Source organism: Streptomyces sp. 8N706, assembly GCF_052245415.1.
Classification (GTDB): domain Bacteria; phylum Actinomycetota; class Actinomycetes; order Streptomycetales; family Streptomycetaceae; genus Streptomyces.
In genome coordinates this window covers 25,753-44,352 of the sequence record NZ_JBQQBW010000027.1, presented here as the reverse complement: position 1 = coordinate 44,352, position 18,600 = coordinate 25,753, and the positions used below count along the sequence as shown (strand labels likewise).

The 18,600-nt window shown below is 72.6% G+C and carries 19 protein-coding genes and 1 pseudogene; 13 read left to right on the top strand and 7 right to left on the bottom strand.

Going from position 1 to position 18,600, the window contains the following annotated elements; all coding sequences use genetic code 11:
* Nucleotides 1-71: 71 nt before the first annotated feature.
* The 4 genes and pseudogenes from ACTWQE_RS13080 (at nucleotide 72) to ACTWQE_RS13065 (ending at nucleotide 3,935) form a co-directional block, all read left to right on the top strand.
* Nucleotides 72-266 carry a hypothetical protein gene (locus ACTWQE_RS13080; protein WP_443329069.1) on the top strand — a complete coding sequence of 65 codons (195 nt, stop codon included), beginning with the start codon at nucleotides 72-74 and terminating at the stop codon, nucleotides 264-266.
* A gap of 34 nt (nucleotides 267-300) precedes the next feature.
* Nucleotides 301-1,215, top strand: coding sequence for an N-acetyl-1-D-myo-inositol-2-amino-2-deoxy-alpha-D-glucopyranoside deacetylase (gene mshB, locus ACTWQE_RS13075; protein ID WP_443329068.1), 915 nt, complete (start codon nucleotides 301-303; stop codon nucleotides 1,213-1,215).
* The gene (locus ACTWQE_RS13070) at nucleotides 1,212-1,580 is read left to right on the top strand and encodes a DUF6113 family protein (RefSeq protein WP_443329067.1); all 369 of its coding nucleotides are present in this window, start codon (nucleotides 1,212-1,214) and stop codon (nucleotides 1,578-1,580) included. The genes mshB and ACTWQE_RS13070 overlap by 4 nt, the downstream gene beginning before the upstream one ends.
* Before the next feature lie 153 nt (nucleotides 1,581-1,733).
* Nucleotides 1,734-3,935, top strand: a pseudogene (locus tag ACTWQE_RS13065) (hypothetical protein).
* Nucleotides 3,936-4,168: 233 nt separating this feature from the next.
* Here ACTWQE_RS13065 and ACTWQE_RS13060 read toward each other — a convergent pair.
* Nucleotides 4,169-4,999 carry a transglutaminase family protein gene (locus tag ACTWQE_RS13060; protein WP_443329066.1) on the bottom strand — a complete coding sequence of 277 codons (831 nt, stop codon included), beginning with the start codon at nucleotides 4,997-4,999 and terminating at the stop codon, nucleotides 4,169-4,171.
* A gap of 17 nt (nucleotides 5,000-5,016) precedes the next feature.
* Nucleotides 5,017-6,078 carry a GNAT family N-acetyltransferase gene (locus ACTWQE_RS13055; protein WP_443329065.1) on the bottom strand — a complete coding sequence of 354 codons (1,062 nt, stop codon included), beginning with the start codon at nucleotides 6,076-6,078 and terminating at the stop codon, nucleotides 5,017-5,019.
* A gap of 139 nt (nucleotides 6,079-6,217) precedes the next feature.
* Here ACTWQE_RS13055 and fdxA point away from each other — a divergent pair, with 139 nt between their 5' ends.
* Both fdxA and dapC read left to right on the top strand, forming a co-directional pair.
* Nucleotides 6,218-6,538 (top strand): ferredoxin, encoded by a 321-nt coding sequence (gene fdxA / locus ACTWQE_RS13050; protein WP_018089397.1) that lies wholly within the window; start codon nucleotides 6,218-6,220, stop codon nucleotides 6,536-6,538.
* A 99-nt stretch (nucleotides 6,539-6,637) separates the two neighbouring features.
* Nucleotides 6,638-7,732, top strand: a complete 1,095-nt coding sequence (gene dapC / locus ACTWQE_RS13045; protein WP_443329064.1) for a succinyldiaminopimelate transaminase — start codon at nucleotides 6,638-6,640, stop codon at nucleotides 7,730-7,732.
* A 113-nt stretch (nucleotides 7,733-7,845) separates the two neighbouring features.
* Here the strand turns inward: dapC and ACTWQE_RS13040 are convergent, their stop codons facing one another.
* Both ACTWQE_RS13040 and ACTWQE_RS13035 read right to left on the bottom strand, forming a co-directional pair.
* The gene (locus ACTWQE_RS13040) at nucleotides 7,846-8,271 is read right to left on the bottom strand and encodes an ATP-binding protein (RefSeq protein WP_443329063.1); all 426 of its coding nucleotides are present in this window, start codon (nucleotides 8,269-8,271) and stop codon (nucleotides 7,846-7,848) included.
* A 301-nt stretch (nucleotides 8,272-8,572) separates the two neighbouring features.
* Nucleotides 8,573-9,517: a heavy metal transporter gene (locus ACTWQE_RS13035; RefSeq protein ID WP_443329062.1), complete on the bottom strand. Its 945-nt coding sequence runs from the start codon at nucleotides 9,515-9,517 to the stop codon at nucleotides 8,573-8,575.
* Nucleotides 9,518-9,573: 56 nt separating this feature from the next.
* On the opposite strand from ACTWQE_RS13035, the gene dapE reads away from it, so the two are divergent.
* Entirely contained in the window at nucleotides 9,574-10,644 is a 1,071-nt protein-coding gene (dapE, locus tag ACTWQE_RS13030) for a succinyl-diaminopimelate desuccinylase (RefSeq protein ID WP_443329061.1), read from the top strand.
* Nucleotides 10,645-10,736: 92 nt separating this feature from the next.
* Nucleotides 10,737-11,558, top strand: a complete 822-nt coding sequence (locus ACTWQE_RS13025; RefSeq protein WP_443329060.1) for a TIGR00730 family Rossman fold protein — start codon at nucleotides 10,737-10,739, stop codon at nucleotides 11,556-11,558.
* A 247-nt stretch (nucleotides 11,559-11,805) separates the two neighbouring features.
* Here the strand turns inward: ACTWQE_RS13025 and folP are convergent, their stop codons facing one another.
* Complete coding sequence (gene folP, locus ACTWQE_RS13020) at nucleotides 11,806-12,666, bottom strand: dihydropteroate synthase (RefSeq protein WP_443329091.1); 861 nt, start codon at nucleotides 12,664-12,666, stop codon at nucleotides 11,806-11,808.
* A 335-nt stretch (nucleotides 12,667-13,001) separates the two neighbouring features.
* Between folP and ACTWQE_RS13015 the strand changes: the two genes are divergently transcribed.
* On the top strand, nucleotides 13,002-13,391 hold the full coding sequence (locus ACTWQE_RS13015; protein WP_443329059.1) for a DivIVA domain-containing protein: 390 nt from the start codon (nucleotides 13,002-13,004) through the stop codon (nucleotides 13,389-13,391).
* Nucleotides 13,388-13,981, top strand: coding sequence for a DNA-3-methyladenine glycosylase I (locus ACTWQE_RS13010; RefSeq protein WP_443329058.1), 594 nt, complete (start codon nucleotides 13,388-13,390; stop codon nucleotides 13,979-13,981). Before ACTWQE_RS13015 ends, ACTWQE_RS13010 begins: the two co-directional genes overlap by 4 nt.
* Before the next feature lie 353 nt (nucleotides 13,982-14,334).
* Here the strand turns inward: ACTWQE_RS13010 and ACTWQE_RS13005 are convergent, their stop codons facing one another.
* Nucleotides 14,335-15,135 (bottom strand): enoyl-CoA hydratase-related protein, encoded by an 801-nt coding sequence (locus ACTWQE_RS13005; RefSeq protein WP_443329057.1) that lies wholly within the window; start codon nucleotides 15,133-15,135, stop codon nucleotides 14,335-14,337.
* A 313-nt stretch (nucleotides 15,136-15,448) separates the two neighbouring features.
* Here ACTWQE_RS13005 and ACTWQE_RS13000 point away from each other — a divergent pair, with 313 nt between their 5' ends.
* Nucleotides 15,449-15,616: a DUF3117 domain-containing protein gene (locus tag ACTWQE_RS13000; RefSeq protein WP_003966491.1), complete on the top strand. Its 168-nt coding sequence runs from the start codon at nucleotides 15,449-15,451 to the stop codon at nucleotides 15,614-15,616.
* A 473-nt stretch (nucleotides 15,617-16,089) separates the two neighbouring features.
* Here the strand turns inward: ACTWQE_RS13000 and ACTWQE_RS12995 are convergent, their stop codons facing one another.
* Nucleotides 16,090-16,752 (bottom strand): O-methyltransferase, encoded by a 663-nt coding sequence (locus ACTWQE_RS12995; RefSeq protein WP_443329056.1) that lies wholly within the window; start codon nucleotides 16,750-16,752, stop codon nucleotides 16,090-16,092.
* A gap of 139 nt (nucleotides 16,753-16,891) precedes the next feature.
* Here ACTWQE_RS12995 and sigE point away from each other — a divergent pair, with 139 nt between their 5' ends.
* Together sigE and ACTWQE_RS12985 are read left to right on the top strand one after the other, a co-directional pair.
* On the top strand, nucleotides 16,892-17,683 hold the full coding sequence (sigE, locus tag ACTWQE_RS12990) for an RNA polymerase sigma factor SigE (protein WP_443329055.1): 792 nt from the start codon (nucleotides 16,892-16,894) through the stop codon (nucleotides 17,681-17,683).
* Nucleotides 17,680-18,570: an anti-sigma factor family protein gene (locus ACTWQE_RS12985; protein ID WP_443329054.1), complete on the top strand. Its 891-nt coding sequence runs from the start codon at nucleotides 17,680-17,682 to the stop codon at nucleotides 18,568-18,570. Before sigE ends, ACTWQE_RS12985 begins: the two co-directional genes overlap by 4 nt.
* The last annotated feature ends 30 nt before the right edge of the window (nucleotides 18,571-18,600 follow it).

The following is an 18,600-nucleotide window of genomic DNA, read 5'->3' as shown; positions in this document are numbered from 1 at the left end:
TGGGTATGAAGCCCGTGGCATCTGTATGTTGTGCGTCCGTTGGCCCGACCGCGTCTTGGAGGTGAACCGTCGTGGCACTCTCGATTTCGGCGGTGGTGCTGCTGGCGATCATCGTCTTCCTGCTGGTCCGGAAATCCGGACTCAAGGCCGGACACGCGGTGGTCTGCATGCTGTTGGGGTTCTATCTGGCGAGCTCGTCCATCGCCCCGACCATCAGTGAGCTGACGACGAACGTCGCGGGGATGATCGGCGAGATCAAGTTCTGAGAACCCAAGGGCCCCGGGCTCGTACGCTGTAGCCATGACCGACCTGCCCTCATCCGGGCGTCGCCTGCTACTGGTGCATGCGCATCCGGACGACGAGACGATCAACAACGGCGCGACCATGGCCAAGTACGCGGCGGAGGGTGCCCACGTCACCCTGGTGACGTGCACCCTCGGCGAGGAAGGCGAAGTGATCCCGCCCGCCCTCGCCCATCTCGCCGCGGACCGCGAGGACGCCCTCGGCGACTACCGCCTGGGCGAACTCGCCGCCGCCATGGAGGAGCTCGGCGTCACGGACCACCGTCTCCTCGGCGGCCCCGGCCGCTACCGCGACTCCGGGATGATGGGCGTCGCCTCGAACGACCGGCCCGAGTGCTTCTGGAGAGCCGACGTCGACGAGGCGGCGGCCCATCTCGTCGAGGTGATGCGGGAGATCCGGCCGCAGGTCATGGTGACCTACGACGAGCAGGGCGGCTACGGTCACCCCGACCACATCCAGGCGCACCGCGTCGCCATGCGGGCCGCCGAACTCGCCGCCGAGCGCGCGTACCGGCGGGACCTGGGCGACCCGCACGTGATCGACAAGATCTACTGGAACTGTCTGCCGCGTTCCGTCGTGGAGGCGGGCTTCGCGAAGCTGCGTGCCGAGTCGCTCGAGTTCGCGGGGATCGCCGAGCCGGAGGATCTGCCGGGCGTGGTCGAGGACGCGGAGGTGACGGCCTGGATCGACGGCCGGCCGTACGCGGCGGCGAAGACGGCTGCCATGCGCGCCCATGCCACCCAGATCGCCGTCGACGGTCCCTTCTTCGCGCTCTCGAACGACCTGGGGCAGCCGCTCCTGGTGGAGGAGCACTACCGGCTGGTGTGGGGGAGCCCGGAGGGCGATCTTCCGGAGAACGATCTGTTCGCCGGGGTCTCCCGGGTGGAGGCCTCGGGGAGGGCCGCGCGGTGACCGCGGGGCGACTTGCCGCCTATGCGGCTTTCTTTCTGGTGGGTGTGGCCACCGGGGCGGCGGGCGCGCTCGTACAAGCGGCGTGGTTCCCGGGCGGGTTGCTGCTCGCGCTGCTCGCCATCGCCGGTCTCTGTTATGGGGGAGTGAGGACGACCGGCACCCGCGTCGGAGCGGGCGCGGCGGCGGGCGGCTGGCTGATCGCCGTACTGCTGCTGACCCCTGCCCGGCCGGAGGGCGACTTCCTCTTCGGCGCGGGCCTGGGATCGTACGTCTTTCTGCTGGGCGGGATGCTCGTCGCTGTGATGTGTGCCACCCTGCCGCACCTGCCCCCCTCGGGCGGACAGCCCGCCCGACGTGGCAAGTGACGTGACAAAACGCTCCACCCTGCCGAGTTCCGGCCTGGACGGACGATGCGGTGGGCCAGGGTGGGGCGTCGGCACCGCCCAGTATGGTGGTGCGCGCCGCCGAGCCGCCCGCGCGAGGTATGACGGGCGGCGGAGCTAACCGGGAGAACCGCCTTGAGCCGTGAATCTGACAGTTCGTCCTCCGGGCCCAACGGGCGCGCAGGAGCCGCATACCCGTCGGGGACCCCACCGTACGGTTCCCACGAGTATCCGTCGCTGCACCCGCCGCAGGACGCCGTGTACGACGGCCCCGAGGCCGAGGAGACCGGTCCGGTCCCGAAGCCGCAGGAGCCCAGAACCGAGACCACGCTGACCACCCGGATCCGGATCAACATCCCCGGCTCCCGGCCCATCCCGCCGGTCGTCATGCGCAAGCCGGTCGAGGAGAGCGACGCCGAAGCCGCGGCGGCCGCGGCCCCCCCGGCTTCGCCGGTCCCGCCGTCGGCTTCTGTTCCCGCACCCCGGGAGGAGCCCAAGGCCGCGTCGGGCAGTGACGGCGGCAGCGATGCCAAGACCAGTGACTGGTTCGCGCCGCGGAAGTCGTCCCCGACGCCGGCACCGCCTCCCGCGTCGGCTCCCGCTCCTCCTCCCGCGGGCCGCGAGCAGCAGCGCTCGGACGTGCCGTACTTCTAGGAGGGTGCGGGCGGCGGCAGCGGCTCGACTCCCGCGTTCGGCACCGGCTCGGACACGGGTTCCGGGCCCGCGTTCGGCGGCTCGGGCGCCGCTTCCGGCTCTCCGTTCGGCTCCGGTCCGGATGCCGCTTCCGGTTCCGGCTCCCCCTATGGCGCTGGCCCGGACACCGGATCCGGGCCCGCGTTCGGCTCCGGATCCGGCTCCGGATCCACGCCTCCCGTCGGTTCCGGCCGTCCCGGCTCCGGGCCCGCCGGGCCGACCAGTGCCGCGAGCGGCGACATGCCGCTCCTGCCGAACGACTTTCTGCAGGGCCCCGGCGGCGCCGGCCGGGGTGAGGACTCCCAGCGGCTGAGCCAGCAGCCTCCCGGCCCCGGCGACCGCCGTCCGCATGCCCCCGGCATCGGAGCGGTCGGGGGAGCGCCACCCCGCCCCGGCCCGGCCGTGCCCGGCGGACCCGGCGGTCCGGGGTCGCCCTTCGACCGGAGCGCTCCTCCCGGCCCCAGCGGTCCTCCGGGACTCGGCGGTCCTCCCGGGCCCGGGGGTTCCGTGGGCCCGGGGCACGGCGGCCCCGCGGCGCCGCCCGGGGGCGGACCCGATCACGTATCCGGGGACACCCTGGTCAGCGGCTTCCCCGCGGTCCCGTCCTCCGGTCACTCCGCCTTCCCCGGCGCCCCGACGTCCGACCGCGGCCCGCAGCCCGCGCCGGACACGGCCGGCGCATCCACCCGGCCCCAGAAGAAGGGCCGCTCCAAGCCGGTCCTCGCCGGCGCCGGGGTGGTCGGCCTGCTCTGCGTCGCGTACGGCGCGGGCCTGCTGCTCGACCACGCGGAGGTCCCGAACGGCACCACCGTGCTCGGTGTGGACATCGGCGGCTCGACGAAGGTAGCCGCGGAGGCGAAGCTCGACGAGGCCCTCGGCACCCGCAGCGAGGCGCCCCTGACCGTCACCGTCGACGGCAAGGAGCAGCAGCTCAAGCCGTCCACCGCGGGGCTGGCCATCGACACCGAGACGACGGTCCGCAACGCCGCGGGCCGCGACTACAACCCGGTGTCCGTCATCGGCTCGCTCTTCGGCGGCGCCCGTGAGGCGGAGCCGGAGATCGTGGTCGACGAGGAGAAGCTCACGGCCGCGCTGAAGACACTCGCGGGCGAGACCGGTGGCTCCAAGGACGGCGGCATCAAGTTCGTGCGCGGCAAGGCTGTCGCCGTACCGGGCACGACCCACAGGGCGCTCGACGTCGACCGGTCCGTCGCGGCCGTCGACGAGGCGTACCGCGGGCGGGCCGAGACCGGGCAGGGTACGCCCGTCGACCTGCCCGTCGGGACCAAGAAGCCGACGATCAGCCGGGCCGAGATCGACCGGGCCATGAAGGACTTCGCCGAGCCCGCGATGTCGGGACTGGTGACGGTCCAGACCGACGCCACGCACAAGATCGCCTTCAGCCCGGAGAACTCGCTGCCGAAGTTCCTTGAGATGAAGCCGATCGGCGGACGACTCGTGGACACCTACGACCTCAAGGCGCTCAAGAAGCTGTACGGGGGCACCTTCGAAGGCGTCACGGTCCAGCGCGGCAACGGGCAGAAGACCCCCGTCACCCCGCAGGACGTGGTCGGCGCGCTGCGCACCGCCCTGAAAGAGGAGGACCCCGCCAAGCGCATCGGAGTGATCGAGACGAACCCGTAGCCACCGGCCGTACGGGAGGCGTACGCGCCTTCGAGCCCCCGCCGGATCTTCCGGGCGGGGGCTCGGCCGGTTCGTACGGCCGGTGATCGGCGGCTCGGCCCGGTACGGGCCTCCGCCCGGGCGGCACCTGCCGCCAGGCCTGGGATCCGCCCGGGACCGCCGTCAGGCGCCGCCGGAAAGGGCCGCCGGGCTAAGGAGTGCCGCCGCCGGGAAGTGCCGCGGCACCTGGGGCGTCAGTTCAGCATGGCCCGTGCGGCGAGCGCCTGGCGTTGCACCGACTCCGCCGCCCCCGGGTCCACCGGGGCGATCACCTCCGCATACGCGTCGAGCTCCGCCGCGCCGCTGCGGAACTCCCCGCGTTCGACGAGCAGTTGGGCGCGCTCATAGCGCAGCCGTGCCGGATGGCTGGGCAGCAGCAGGGAGAGCTCCACCGCCCACAGCTGGACGTCCGAGTGCTCCGGCCGGGCGGCGGCCCAGGCGCGGATGTTGTTGAGGATCCGCAGCACGACCTCCAACGGCTCGGCGGGGGAGAGCATCGACGGGGTGAGCGGTGAGCCGGTCGCACCGGCGACCAGCATGTCGGCGTCCGCCCCCGTGAGCACCCGCCCTCCCGCGAACGGGTCGACGAGCACCTGGCCGTCCCGGTCACCGAAGCCGACGACGAAGTGTCCCGGCAGAGCCACCCCGTACACCGGGGCGCCCGCCCGGCGCGAGACCTCCATCCATACCACGGAGAGCAGGATCGGCAGTCCGCGCCGACGGCGCAGGACGTGGGGCAGCAGCGACGACTCCAGCCTCCGGTAGTCCGCCGGGGTGCCGTGGAACCCGTAGCGCTCGCCGAGCAGGTCGGTGACGGCCTGCGCCCAGCCGCGAGGCCCGTCGGCGGGCCGGAACGGCATCAGGCCGGCCAGCCGGTCCAGCTCGATCTGTGCCTCGTCGATCTGGGCCTCGCCCGTCGAAGGCTCCGCCTCCGCGGCGACGAGCAGACACAGGAGGGCGAGGTCGGGGCGCTCGGAGCGCGCCGCCTCCGCGAACCGCTGCCGACGGGCTGTGGTGTCGTGCATAGGAGCCTCGTACCCGCTCAGTGGGGGCCGTCCTCGGGGGCCCGCCAGTGGTGGTAGGAGTGATGCGTGCGGAAGCCCATGCCGTCGTAGAGCGCACGGGCCCCTTCATTGTCCGCCTCGACCTGGAGATAGGCGGCGGACGCCCCCTCGTCCAGCGCCTGGCCGGCGAGCGCCGCCATCACGGCGGAGGCCAGTCCCTCCCGCCGCCTTGCGGGATCGACCTCCACGGCGGTGAACCCGGCCCAGCGCCCGTCCACCACACACCTGCCGATCGCGGCCGGGGGCCCGCCCCCGGCGCCGGGGCAGGTCGCGAACCATACGGAGGGCCCGCCGTGCAGCACCTGCATGACCTCGGGGGCCGGGGAGACGGAGCGCTGGTAGCGGCTGAGCCAGGCGTCGTCGATCCCACGGGAGAGCGTCACCCCGTGGGTGTCGTCAGGGGACTGGACCAGAGACGCGAGCGGAGCCGTACGGATCAGCGCGGAGACCTCGAGGGTCCAGCCGTACGTCTCCAGCCGGGCGGCCAGATCCTCCTGTGCGTCGGTGGTGGCACCGGTGCTGACCTGCATGTACGCAGGTCGCCCCCGCTCGGCGTACCAGTCGGTGACCCGGCGCAGCGCCTGTTCCAGTGGCAGTCCGGGGTCGCCGAGCGGCAGTACCGAGTTGGCGCGCCGGGTGAATCCACCGGACCACCGGAGCTCCCATTCCCCGAGCGGCTCGCTCTCGACCGGCGGCCAGGCACGGGCAGCGACCCGGTCGAGCTCCTGCCAGGTCGCGGACGGACCTCTGCTGCGGGCCGGTGCCGTCCCCGGGGGGCGAGCCCCGTGAGGCGTGGCGGTCGGGCCGCGGGCGGGCACGACCTTGGCCGCGACCAGCGTTGATTCCGCGATGCGGACGGTCTCGCCGGTCCGGCGTGTGATGCACAGCACGCCGCCGTCCCAGGATGTGAGCACACCGACCGTGTCGGTGAACTTCTCCGCCCCGTTGCCCTCCTCGGCCAGACGCCGTACCGATACCCTTTTGCCCACGTCAGAAGCGGTGATGGAGACTATGAGTCGTCCGCCCGTGGTGAATTCCACAGCTTGGTCCGCCCCTCCTGTTCGTCTCGTGCCCCGGAACGGAGATACTAGGTGGCGGGCATCGACGACGCCGCGCTCCCGCGCGCCCGCGGCGGAGCCGCAAATCGGTCCGCCGGCCCTATCGAGGAGGAACGACAGCGTGACCTACGTCATCGCGCAGCCTTGTGTCGACGTCAAGGACAAGGCGTGCATCGAGGAGTGCCCGGTCGACTGCATCTACGAGGGCTCCAGGTCCTTGTACATCCACCCGGACGAGTGTGTCGACTGCGGTGCCTGTGAGCCGGTCTGCCCGGTCGAGGCGATCTTCTATGAGGACGACACTCCCGAGGAGTGGAAGGACTACTACAAGGCGAACGTCGAGTTCTTCGACGAGCTCGGCTCGCCCGGCGGGGCGTCGAAGCTCGGTCTGATCGAGCGGGACCACCCCTTCATCGCAGCGCTTCCGCCGCAGAACCAGTAGGTCTGACGGCGGAATCACGGCGCTTCGGTCCCGTACGGGGGGTGGCCTCCGTGCGGGACCGAGCCGTGTCACGAGCCGCGTCACGAGAAAGAGAGCACCGTGCCCGCAGTCTCCTCCCGCCTTCCGGTCTTCCCATGGGACCGGCTCGAGCCCTACAAGGCGGATGCCGCCGCGCATCCGGACGGCATCGTGGACCTCTCGGTGGGCACCCCCGTCGACCCGGTCCCCGAACTGATCCGGCGCGCGCTGACGGACGCCTCGGACAGCCCCGGCTACCCGACCGTGTGGGGTACCGCCGAGCTCCGCGACGCGATCACCGGCTGGGCGCGGCGGCGGCTGGGTGCGACGGACCTGGAGCACACCAACGTCCTGCCGGTGGTCGGGTCGAAGGAGCTCGTGGCCTGGCTCCCCACCCAGCTGGGCCTGGGCCCCGGGGACCGCGTCGGTCACCCGCGGCTCGCCTACCCCACGTACCAGGCCGGGGCGCGGCTCGCGGGCGCCGAACCGGTCGTCTACGACACCCCCACGGAGCTGGACCCGGACGGGCTGCGGCTGCTCTGGCTCAACTCGCCGTCCAACCCCACCGGCCGTGTGCTAGGCAAGGACGAGCTGCGCACCACGGTGGCCTGGGCGCGTGAGCACGGTGTGCTGCTGTTCAGCGACGAGTGCTATCTGGAGCTGGGCTGGGAGGCCGAGCCGGTGTCCGTGCTGGACCCGGAGGTGAACGGCGGGAGCCATGAGGGCATCGTCGCGGTGCACTCGTTGTCCAAGCGTTCCAATCTGGCGGGCTATCGCGCGGCGTTCCTCGTCGGGGACGCGGCCGTTCTCGGGGAGCTGCTCGCGATCCGCAAGCACGGCGGAATGATGGTTCCGGCGCCGGTCCAGGCCGCCACCGTCGCGGCGCTCGGGGACGACACGCATGTGACGGAGCAGCGGGCCCGGTACGGTGCCCGCCGCACGGCGCTGCGCGGCGCGCTGGAGGCGAACGGCTTCGGTATCGAGCACAGCGAGGCGAGCCTCTATCTGTGGGCGACGCGTGACGAGCCCTGCTGGGACACGGTCGGGGATCTCGCCAAGCGGGGCATCCTCGTCGCGCCGGGCGACTTCTACGGTCCGGCGGGCGAGCGGTTCGTACGGGTGGCGTTCACCGCGACCGACGAGCGGGTGGCGGAGGCCGTACGCCGCCTGGGCTGACCGGTCCGACCGTTGGGAAATGGCGGCTGGTCCGGCTGGTCCGTGCCGACCGGTGACGGAGACATGCGAAGGGGCCCGGGGAGCGATCTCCCCGGGCCCCTTCCGCGAAGGTGTCAGCCCACCGGGGCCTTGAACGGCAGCTGGCCCGCCGGCAGCGAGGGGCCGCCGCCGGCGCCCTTGGCGGTGGCCCTGGCCGTGTCGCCGAGCAGGCGGCCCGTGCTGCCCGATGCGTCACCGGCGGCCTTCTGGGCGGTCGGCGCGGTGGTCTTGCCGACCTTGCCCACGGCGTCGGCGGCGCTCGGCAGGGACTCCTTCACGGCCCTGCTGCCGGAGTCTCCCGCTTGCTTGCCGACGCTCTTCGACGTGCGGTCGACGGTGTTGCCGAGGTTGGCACCGTCGAGCGAGCCCACTCCACCGAGGTGGGACGTGCTCGGCAGGTCCGCAGCGCTCGCCGTACCGGCCGCGCCGACGAGGGGAGCGGCGCCCGCTGCGACCAGCAGCGCGGCTCGGGCGATCCGACGCGTGAGGGGGAGGGACATTGTGCTCCTTTGACGGAGAGATGCTTGAGCTTCTGACGGATGTGGCATGTCCGCCGGGCGGACGCAGTGACTACCGCGTGAGCAGCCCGAAGGTTGCGGCGAACCACGGTAAAGAGTTGGTAATGCGTCGCATTATCCGGTCTGGAGAAAAACGGGCAGAAACGGGCTCGGCGGAGCGACTGCGGAACCGTCACTTCCCTTTATTTGCAAGGAACTCGCGGAGTCCTGGAATGCCTCGTCCAGGCGCCGGAAAAGCGCTACGCCGCTTGACGTGCGTGCCGCTATCGGGGGTGCACTCGCACTAATGCGCGGCGGTGATGATGACCGCGTCGGAGTCCGCGGCCGGGTGCGGCACCGACCCTTCTCCGGCCTTCCGCCACCCCTGCCCGGAATCACCGGCGCTCCACACCTGGCCGGCGTAGGAGACCTGTGCGATGCGCAGCTCGGAGGAGTGGGCCACCGCCCAGTGCGCCACTTCCCAGCCGTGCCGGCCCGAGCCGCCGCCGGCCGCGGTCGACGGCGGCTCGGCGGGGACGGTGACGACCTGCCCGGAGCCGCCCGTGGCGCGCTGGTCCCGGCCCGCGCCCGGGCGGGGCAGTACGTCCGGGCCGAACTCGCGGATCAGCTCCGCCCGTACCCGTTCCGGCTCGCCGCGTTTGCCGTCGCCGCCGGGCGAGGTGCAGCTGAAAGCACCGGCCGTACGCCCCGTGAGCGCGGACGCCAGCAGCGAGGCGTCCGGCTCGTGCTTGGCGTACGCCTGCGGGAATCCACTGCGCTGTACTTTCTGTGCGGCCACGGTCAGCGGCAGCCGGGAATAGCCGGGCACCTTCACCAGGTGCTCGTAGAACTTCCCCGCCGAGTAGACCGGGTCCTTGATCTGCCGTGCGTTGCCCCACCCCTGTGAGGGCCGCTGCTGGAAAAGGCCGACGGAGTCCCGGTCCCCGTAGTCGATGTTGCGCAGCCCCGATTCCTGCATCGCGGTGGCGAGCGCGATGGTGATCGCTCTTTCCGGCAGTCCCCGGGAGGAGCCGACGGCCTCGATCGTGGCGGCGTTCGCGGCCTGCTCCGGCTGCATCGCGTACGCGGCGCCGTTCTCTCCGGGGCCTCTCACCACGCAGCGCGGGGCCCCGGGACCGCCGGTGGTGAAGTGCACGGCCAGATATCCGGCCAGTGCCAGCAGCACGGCGCAGGCCGCGCCGATACGCAGCAGGCGGCCACGACGGGCGGTGGAGGACGGCTGGGACACGGGCCCACGGTACCGGCCGGGTCCGGACGCCGACGGTACGGGCTAGGGTCGGGCCCATGCATCACCCGAGACTCGATCTGTCCCTGGACGCCGCGGCTCTGACCGCACGGCTCGTCGACTTCCGGTCCGAGAGCGGCCAGGAGAAAGCCCTGGCCGACGCGGTGGAGGAGGCGCTGCGCGCGCTGCCGCACCTGACCGTCGACCGGGACGGGGACGCGGTCGTCGCCCGTACGAACCTGGGCCGCCCCCAGCGGGTCGTCCTCGCCGGGCACATCGACACCGTGCCGATCGCCGACAACGTGCCCTCGCGCCTCGACACCGACGGCGTGCTCTGGGGCTGCGGCACCTCGGACATGAAGTCCGGCGTCGCGGTCCAGCTCCGTATCGCCGCCACGCTGCCCGAGCCCAGCAGCGACCTCACCTTCGTCTTCTACGACCACGAGGAGGTCGCCGCCGAGCTCAACGGGCTCAAGCGGCTCGCCGAGAAGCACCCCGACTGGCTGGCGGGCGACTTCGCCGTCCTGCTGGAGCCCACCGACGCCAAGGTCGAGGGCGGCTGCCAGGGCACCCTGCGCGTACGGGTCGAGACCACCGGCAGGCGCGCCCACTCCGCGCGCAGCTGGCTCGGCGAGAACGCCATTCACAAGGCCGCGCCGGTCCTCGCCCGCCTCGCCGCCTACGAGCCGCGGCGGGTGGACATCGACGGCCTCACCTACCGCGAGGGTCTCAACGCGGTGATGGTCGAGGGCGGGCACGCGGGCAACGTCATCCCCGACTCCTGCGCCGTCGTCGTCAACTTCCGCTTCGCCCCGGACCGCGGCGAGGCCGAGGCCCTCGCGCATGTCCGCGAGGTCTTCGACGGCTTCGAGGTGGTGCTCACCGACTCGGCGCCCGGCGCGCTGCCCGGTCTGTCCCACCCCGCCGCCGCGGAGTTCGTCCGTGCCATCGGCACCGAGCCCGCACCGAAGGACGGCTGGACCGATGTCGCCCGGTTCTCCGCGCTGGGCGTCCCCGCGGTGAACTACGGGCCCGGCGACCCCAAGCTCGCCCACACCCGTGAGGAGCATGTCGCGGTCGCCGCGGTGCTGGAGGCGGAGGAGAAGCTCCGGGCCTGGCTGTCCCGCTGAGTTCCCCTGTCCGTAACCCCCGGGGGCCTACCCTGAACTGCAACATTCTTCCCCTGCCTCACGGCAGGGAGGACCGGCGGAGGGAGCACACGGTGGACAACGCCGAACCTGAAGGCACCCCGGGTACACCGGACACCCCCGGCACCCCGGAGGAGAAGCGGCTGGGTCCGGTTCTGCGCCGCCGTCACCAGGTGCAGCCCAGCACGACCGACCAGCGGCTGCTGGACTCGCCGCAGGGGGAGACGGACTGGGTCCACATGGACCCGTGGCGGGTTCTGCGCATCCAGTCCGAGTTCGTCGAGGGCTTCGGCACGCTCGCCGAACTCGGACCCGCCGTGAGCGTCTTCGGATCGGCGCGCACGCCACCGGGAACACCCGAGTACGAGATCGGGGTGCGCATCGGGCGGGCCCTGGTGGACGCGGGGTTCGCGGTGATCACGGGCGGCGGGCCCGGCGCGATGGAGGCCGCCAACCGTGGTGCCTGCGAGGCGGGCGGGGTCTCCGTCGGCCTCGGCATCGAACTCCCCTTCGAGCAGGGGCTCAACCGGTACGTCGACATCGGCGTCAACTTCCGCTACTTCTTCGTCCGCAAGACGATGTTCGTGAAGTACGCGCGGGGGTTCGTGGTGCTGCCCGGCGGTCTCGGCACGCTGGACGAACTGTTCGAGGCGCTGACCCTCGTACAGACCCGCAAGGTGACCCGCTTCCCGATCGTCCTGTTCGGCACCGAGTACTGGCAGGGCCTGGTCGACTGGCTCCGGAACACCCTCATCGTGCAGGGGAAGGCCGCGCTCAGGGACCTGGAGCTCTTCCACATCACCGACGACGTGGACGAGGCCGTCGCGCTGGTGAGCAAGGAGACCGCCACGGGCGCGCCCACGGAGTGGTCGGTCGATGCGCGGCCGCCCGAGTAGCGGGACGCGACCGACACGTCCGGCCGGGGGTGCCGCCCGGACCGGTGTCCGTGCCGCCGTGCAGGCTCTGAGCCGGCCCCGCGATGCTTGGCCGCGGGCCTCTGCGCGGGTCCGCCCCCGCCCGGCGTGGCGTGGGTGCCTGCGGCCGCCTTGCTGCGCGCGGCGTGACGCCCGGTGTCCGCGTGCCGTGCTGCCTGTCCTGTCCCTGCCTTCGGGCGGACGACGCCACGGGGGGAGAGGGAACGCTCTACGCGAGTCCCCGGCGGGCGACTGCCGGGGACCGGTGGCCCGCAATCGAGGCGACCATGTCGAGCACCTGCCTCGTCTCGGCCACCTCGTGCACGCGGTAGACCTGGGCACCCAGCCAGGCCGAGACCGCGGTCGTGGCGAGCGTGCCGATGAGTCGTTCCCTGACCGGGCGGTCGAGCGTCTCGCCGACGAAGTCCTTGTTCGACAGTGACACCAGGACCGGCCAGCCCGTGGCCGTCATCTCGCCGAGCCTGCGCGTCGCCTCCAGTGAGTGCCGGGTGCTCTTGCCGAAGTCGTGCCCCGGGTCGATCAGGATCGCGTCGCGCCGTACGCCCAGGTCGGCCGCGCGTTCGGCCAGCCCGAGGGTGACGCGCAGGATGTCGGCCATCACGTCGTCGTACGCGATGCGGTGGGGACGGGTGCGCGGCTCCGCCCCGCCCGCGTGGGTGCACACCAGACCGGCGCCGTAGCGGGCCGCGACCTCCGCGAGCCGGGGGTCGACGCCGCCCCACGCGTCGTTGAGCAGATCCGCGCCCGCCTCGCACACGGCCTCCCCGACCTCGTGCCGCCAGGTGTCCACACTGATCACCACGTCCGGGTGGCGCCCGCGGACCTCGGCCACGAAGCCGGCCGTACGCCGTACCTCCTCCTCGGCGCTCACCTCCTCGCCGGGGCCCGCCTTGACCCCGCCGATGTCGATGATCGCGGCGCCCTCGGAGACCGCCTGGTCGACGCGGGCGAGCGCGGGCTCGTCCCGGGAGGTCGACCCCCGGTCGTAGACCGAGTCCGGGGTGCGGTTCACGATCGCCATGATCACCGGCTCGTGCTCGCCGAACTCGCGCGTCCCCAGCCGCAGCACCACGCGTCACCTCCTCGGGCCGCCCGGAGGACGGCAGACCTGACCCGCCTGCGGGCAGTCGATCCACGACAGCTCGCCTGATCGTCCCGGCGTGCCCCGGGAGACCTTAACGTCTGCCGCGGGTCGCGGAACCGGGGCCCGCGATGTGCCGGGGCCTGCGCTCCCGGAGCCGGGAGGCGCTGTTTGCCGGCGCCGGGAGGACGTGCCGGGGCCTTCCCCACCGGTCCTTCCGTCGAGCGGGGCCGGGGGCGGAGCGCGCCGGGGGCGCGGCGCTCGTGGCACGATCGTGGTCTACAGATTCGGTTACAGCTCCGTACGGCCCCGGGGAGATCGTCGTGTTCTGGTTCCTGCTCGTCGCGCTGGTCTCGGTGGTCGCCGCGTTCCCGCCCGTCGTAGTTGGCGGTGACGACGGCGTCGCGCTGCCGGAGGCGCAGCCGGACCGGCTCCACGACCCGCTGCCCGCGGACCGGCCGGTCGGCCGTGCCGACATCGAGGCACTGCGTCTGCCGATGACCGTGCGTGGTTACCGGATGACGGAGGTCGACGATGTCCTAGGCCGGCTGGGTGCGGAGCTGGCCGAGCGCGACGCCCGGATCGCCGAGCTTGAGGCCGCCCTCGCGGGCGCGCAGGCCTCCGCGTTTGGGCAGCGCAGTCCGACGGCCGAGGGGCCCGGCGCGGACGGCCCGCGGAACGAGCAGCCGGGCGGCCCGGGCGCGCGCTCATGAGGACGGCAACCGGCGCGGTCGCCGGCCCGGACGGACGCCTGCGCTGCCCGTGGGGGCTGTCCTCGGAGGACTATGTCTCCTACCACGACACCGAGTGGGGCCGCCCGCTCCACGGTGACGACGCGCTCTTCGAACGGCTGTGCCTCGAGGCGTTCCAGTCCGGCCTGTCCTGGCTGACGATTCTCCGCCGCCGCGAGGGCTTCCGCGCGGCTTTCCGGGGCTTCTCGATACCGGCCGTCGCCGCCTTCACCGAGGCGGATGTGGATCGGCTGCTCGGGGACACCGGCATCATCCGCAACCGCGCCAAGATCGAGGCGTCCATCGCCAACGCGCGGGTCGCCGCCGAGCTGGCGGAGGGCGAGCTGGACGCGCTGATCTGGTCGTACGCCCCCGACCCGGCCGGCCGGCCCGCGCCCCGCGCGATCGCCGACATCCCCGCGATCACTCCCGAGTCGACGGCCCTCTCGAAGGACCTCAAGAAGCGCGGCTTCCGCTTCGTGGGGCCGACCACGGCCTATGCCCTGATGCAGGCCTGCGGCCTGGTCGACGACCACTTGGCGGACTGCGTCGCGCGGGGCGGCGGGACCTGAGGGGCGGGCCGACCTCCGGGCCTCCCTCCCGCCGAAGACCGTGGGGACCGGCCCTTTCTCCAGGGGGCGACGGGCCCGTACGCCTCCCCCGAGCAGGCATACTGCCCCAGCTCCAGCCCGTTGGGAGTCCGCCCCTGAGAAGGCTCATCGCGCGGGACCGTCGGCGACCGGCCCCGGCCCGGGCCAGGCCGTACGCCCCCGGAGCCTCGGCGACTGCCCCGGCCCGAGGAAGGCTCCCACCGCCAGGGGCCTCGGCCCGCCCCGAGACCGTGTCCACCGCTTCAGGAGCCTCGGTCCGCCCCCATGACCGCAGCTACCGCTTCAGCAGCCTCGGCCCCGCCCCATGACCGCGGTTACCGCCCCAGAAAGGTCGGCTTCTCCTTCTTCACAAAGGCCTCCACCGCGATCCGGTGGTCCTCCGATGCCCCGGCGCGGACCTGGAGTTCGTCCTCCTTCTCCAGCGTGGAGGCCAGGCCGTGGTCGGCTCCATGGGCCAAGGCTTCCTTGATCGCGGCGTACGCGGCGGTGGGGCCCTTCGCGAGGCGGCGCGCGACCGCCTCCGCCTCCGCGGCGAGGTCCGCGGCAGGGATGACCTTGTTGGCGATGCCCAGCTCCAGCGCCTCCTGTGCGCTCACATTGCGCGGGAAGAACAGCAGGTCGGCGGCGCGGCCGTGGCCGATCAGCCGGGGCAGGGTCCAGGCCACGCCCGAGTCGCTGGTCAGCGCGACCCCGGCGAACGAGGTGTTGAAGGCCGCGGTGTCCGCGACCACGCGGTAGTCGGCCGCGAAGGCAAAGCCCGCGCCGGCGCCGGCCGCCACTCCGTTCACCCCCGCCACCACCGGCTTCGGCATCCCGGCGATCGCGGTGACGATCGGGTTGTAGTGGTCCCGCACGGTGGTCATCGTGCTGCCCCCGCCCGCCTCGCGGTCGGCCGCCAGAAGGCCGATGTGCTCCTTGAGGTCCTGGCCGACACAGAAGGCGCGTCCGCTGCCGATGAGCAGGACGGCCCGTACGGCGGGGTCGTCCGCGGCCTGGCGCAGGCTGTCCCGCAGCGCGACCTTGGTCTCGACGTTCAGCGCGTTCATGGCATCGGGACGGTTCAAGGTGATCGTCGCGAGTCCGTCGGTCACCTCGTGAAGCACGGTATCGGCCATGGTGGGTCCCCTCCGTCAGTGGCTCGGGCAGTCAGGGCCAGCATGGCGGAGATCGTCCGCGGTGGCACCGGCGGCAGGTATGTGACCTCGGTCAAACAGGACCGGCGACACCCGTGGTGGGGAAGCCGCGCAGTATCGCAGGCCGATCGCCGATTTTGAGTGGTTTTGCGTAAGCGCGTTGCAGAAGGGATGCCAACCGATGTTGGTCATCGGGGTCCGCCATGCGGGATAATGGCCTGGAAGCAATGTGTTCGATGCCGGTGACACCTGGGTTGTCGGCTGCGATGAGCTGGTTTCAGGAAGGGGAACGAGCATGGCGGCCATGAAGCCGCGGACGGGCGATGGCCCGCTCGAGGTGACCAAGGAGGGGCGGGGCATCGTCATGCGCGTTCCGCTCGAAGGCGGCGGTCGTCTCGTCGTCGAGCTGACCCCGGACGAGGCCGACGCGCTCGGCGACGCGTTGAAGAAGGTCGTCGGCTGAGGCGCAGGGCCACAGCTCTTTCACTGCCACTGCCCCGGCGGAGGCGCGCCATCCCGCGCAGCCCGACGCCGGGGCAGTGGCATGTTCCGGCGCATGCGCGCCGCCCCCCGTGGAGTTGATCAGGCGCCAAGTGCCCAGGGCTCGCGTGGCGCCGTCCCTGCGCTCTCTCCCGTGGCGTCGGCAGCCGCGAGGGCCTCGGTGTCCGCGGCGCGCGTCGGCGTTGCCGGGCATCCGCGCGCCGGCCGAAGCCCGTTGTCGCGTACGAGCTGGTCGCGGCGCCGGGGCACGATGCCCGGCGGCGCCGGGACCCGGCGCACCTCCGTCAGCGGCAGCGGGGTCGGTCGTACCGCCTCGGACCGGGGCGTACGGCCGGTTCGTCGACGAGGCGGTGGCCGTGGGGCGCGGACGAGGGGGTGGACCGGAGCCCGGCTTCCCGGCCGTACGGCTTGCGCCCCGGCGCATTGCCGCAGCGGTCAGCGTTTGACCGCGCAGAGCAGCCCGTCGCCGACCGGCAGCAGCGAGGGGAGCAGCACCGTGCTCTCGCGTACGGCGCGAAGGAGTTCACGCAACCGCTGGATCTCCGCGGGCGGAGTCGCCGAGTCCACGGTCCGGCCGTCCGCGAAGACACCTTCGAAGATGACCAGGCCGCCGGGGCGCAGGAGGCGCAACGATTCGGCGAGATAGTCCAGGCACTCCGTACGGTCGCCGTCGCAGAACACCAGGTCGTATCCGCCGTCCGCCAGGCGCGGCAGGACATCCAGCGCGCGGCCGGGGATGAAGCGGGCGCGGTTGCCCGCGAACCCGGCGGCGCGGAAGGCCTGACGCGCGAACTGCTGCCGCTCCGGCTCGGTGTCCACGGTGGTCAGTACGCCGTCGGGGCGCATGCCGTACAGGAGATGAATTCCGGACACGCCCGTCCCGGTGCCGATCTCGGCGACGGCCTTGGCGTCCGCCGCGGCGGCGAGCAGGCGCAGCGCGGCACCGGTGCCGACCGACACCGAGCGCAGGCCTGCCTCGCGGGCCCGGTCGCGGGCCCAGCGCAGCGCCTCGTCCTCGGCGACGAACGCATCGGCGAACGCCCAGCTCGTCTGGCGGTTGCCGGTAATGGCCCTCTCCTGTCCCCGTAGTCGACGCAACCGTGACTGTATCCGTTGCCCCGGGAACCCGCTGATGGGACCGGGCGTTACCGAGAGGGGAACGGGAAAGGGGACCGACGGGACCGTGGCTAAAATGCGGGTCAAAGATCCTTATCCGGAGCTAACGGGCGAGGTGGATATGGTAGGGGCTCTACTGGACACCACCAGAGCCGACAGGGGAGGTGCGGCTGCGGCCGGTGACCGGGGAGTGCTGAGGCGCTTTCGCAGGTCGGCCGGCGAGCCGAGATCCGTGACCGACACCGCTGACCGTCTCCACGCCACCACCGACTCCGCGCCGACAGCGACCTTTTCCACGACTGCGTCTTTCGGTGACGAGGCGGATGCGCAGGCCTGGACCCCTCCCACCTGGGAGGAGATCGTCAGCACGCACAGCGCACGGGTCTACCGCCTCGCCTATCGCCTGACCGGGAACCAGCACGACGCGGAGGACCTCACCCAGGAGGTCTTCGTCCGGGTCTTCCGCTCGCTGTCCACCTACACCCCCGGCACCTTCGAGGGCTGGCTGCACCGGATCACCACCAACCTCTTCCTGGACATGGTCCGGCGGCGCCAGCGCATCCGGTTCGACGCGCTCGGCGACGACGCCGCCGAGCGGCTGCCGAGCCGTGAGCCCTCGCCCCAACAGCACTTCCACGACAGTCACTTCGACGCGGATGTACAGCAGGCGCTGGACACCCTCGCGCCCGAGTTCCGCGCGGCGGTGGTGCTCTGCGACATCGAGGGGCTGTCGTACGAGGAGATCGCGGCGACGCTGGGTGTGAAGCTCGGTACGGTCCGCAGCCGGATCCACCGCGGCCGCTCCCATCTGCGCAAGGCGCTCAAGCACCGGTCGCCCTCGGCCCGCGCCGAGCAGCAGCGCTCGCTCGCTGCCGCGTTCCCGGCCATCGCAGGAGAGGGCGGGGGGGCGTGACGGCGTCCGGCGGCGCGAGCCACGCCGAGCAGCACCTGGGCGACCGTCTCGCCGCGCTGGTCGACGGAGAGCTCGGGCACGAGGCCCGCGAGCGGGTGCTGGCGCACCTGGCGACCTGCAGTACGTGCAAGGCGGAGGCCGACGCGCAGCGTCAGTTGAAGAGCGTCTTCGCCGAGACCGCCCCTCCGCCTCCGTCGGAGGGGCTGCTCGCCCGGTTGCAGGGTCTGCCGGGCGGCGACGGCGGCCAGGGGAGCCCCTTCGGTTCGGGGCCGGGCTTGGGGGGTGGTGCCCTCGGAGGGCCGCAGAACTTCTCCTACGTGCCGTCGCGGGGGCATGGCGGGGCGGACGAGTCCGGTTTCCGCATCCATGATGTCGAGCGGTCGGCCTCACGCGGCCGCCGGTTCGCGTTCGCGGCAGCGGGGGCGGTGTCACTCGCCGCGTTCGCTCTCGGAGGCGCGCTGCCGCTGGAGGCGGCTGTCGATGTGTCCGGTGGACGGGGTGAGTCCGCGCCGACCCCGGTGCGTACAGCTCCGGCGGGCGGGGCCGCGTCGGTGAGCGGCGGTGACGCGCTCCTGGCCGCATCGGCGGCGGGCGGGCACCACTTCCCGCTCGTCGCGCCGACGGGTGTGCGCGGACCGTCCTCTCCCGCGCCGACCACCCATCCGTCCATCCCGCTGCTCCCCTACACCTCGCCGCTGCTCCCCACCGCCCCGGCGCTGAGTCCGCTGATACGCCCGGTGGCGGCCGGGCACCAGGGCACGCCGTTCGGCACGGCGTTCGCCGGCACCGCGCCGGCCCGGCCTGCCGCGTCCTCCACCTCGCCGGAAGGCGCGGCGCCGGTCGTCGCCGCGACGGCTCCTGACGCCCAGGCGTCCGCGGGTCACTGAGGGTGTCACTGCGCACGCCCGCGCAGACCT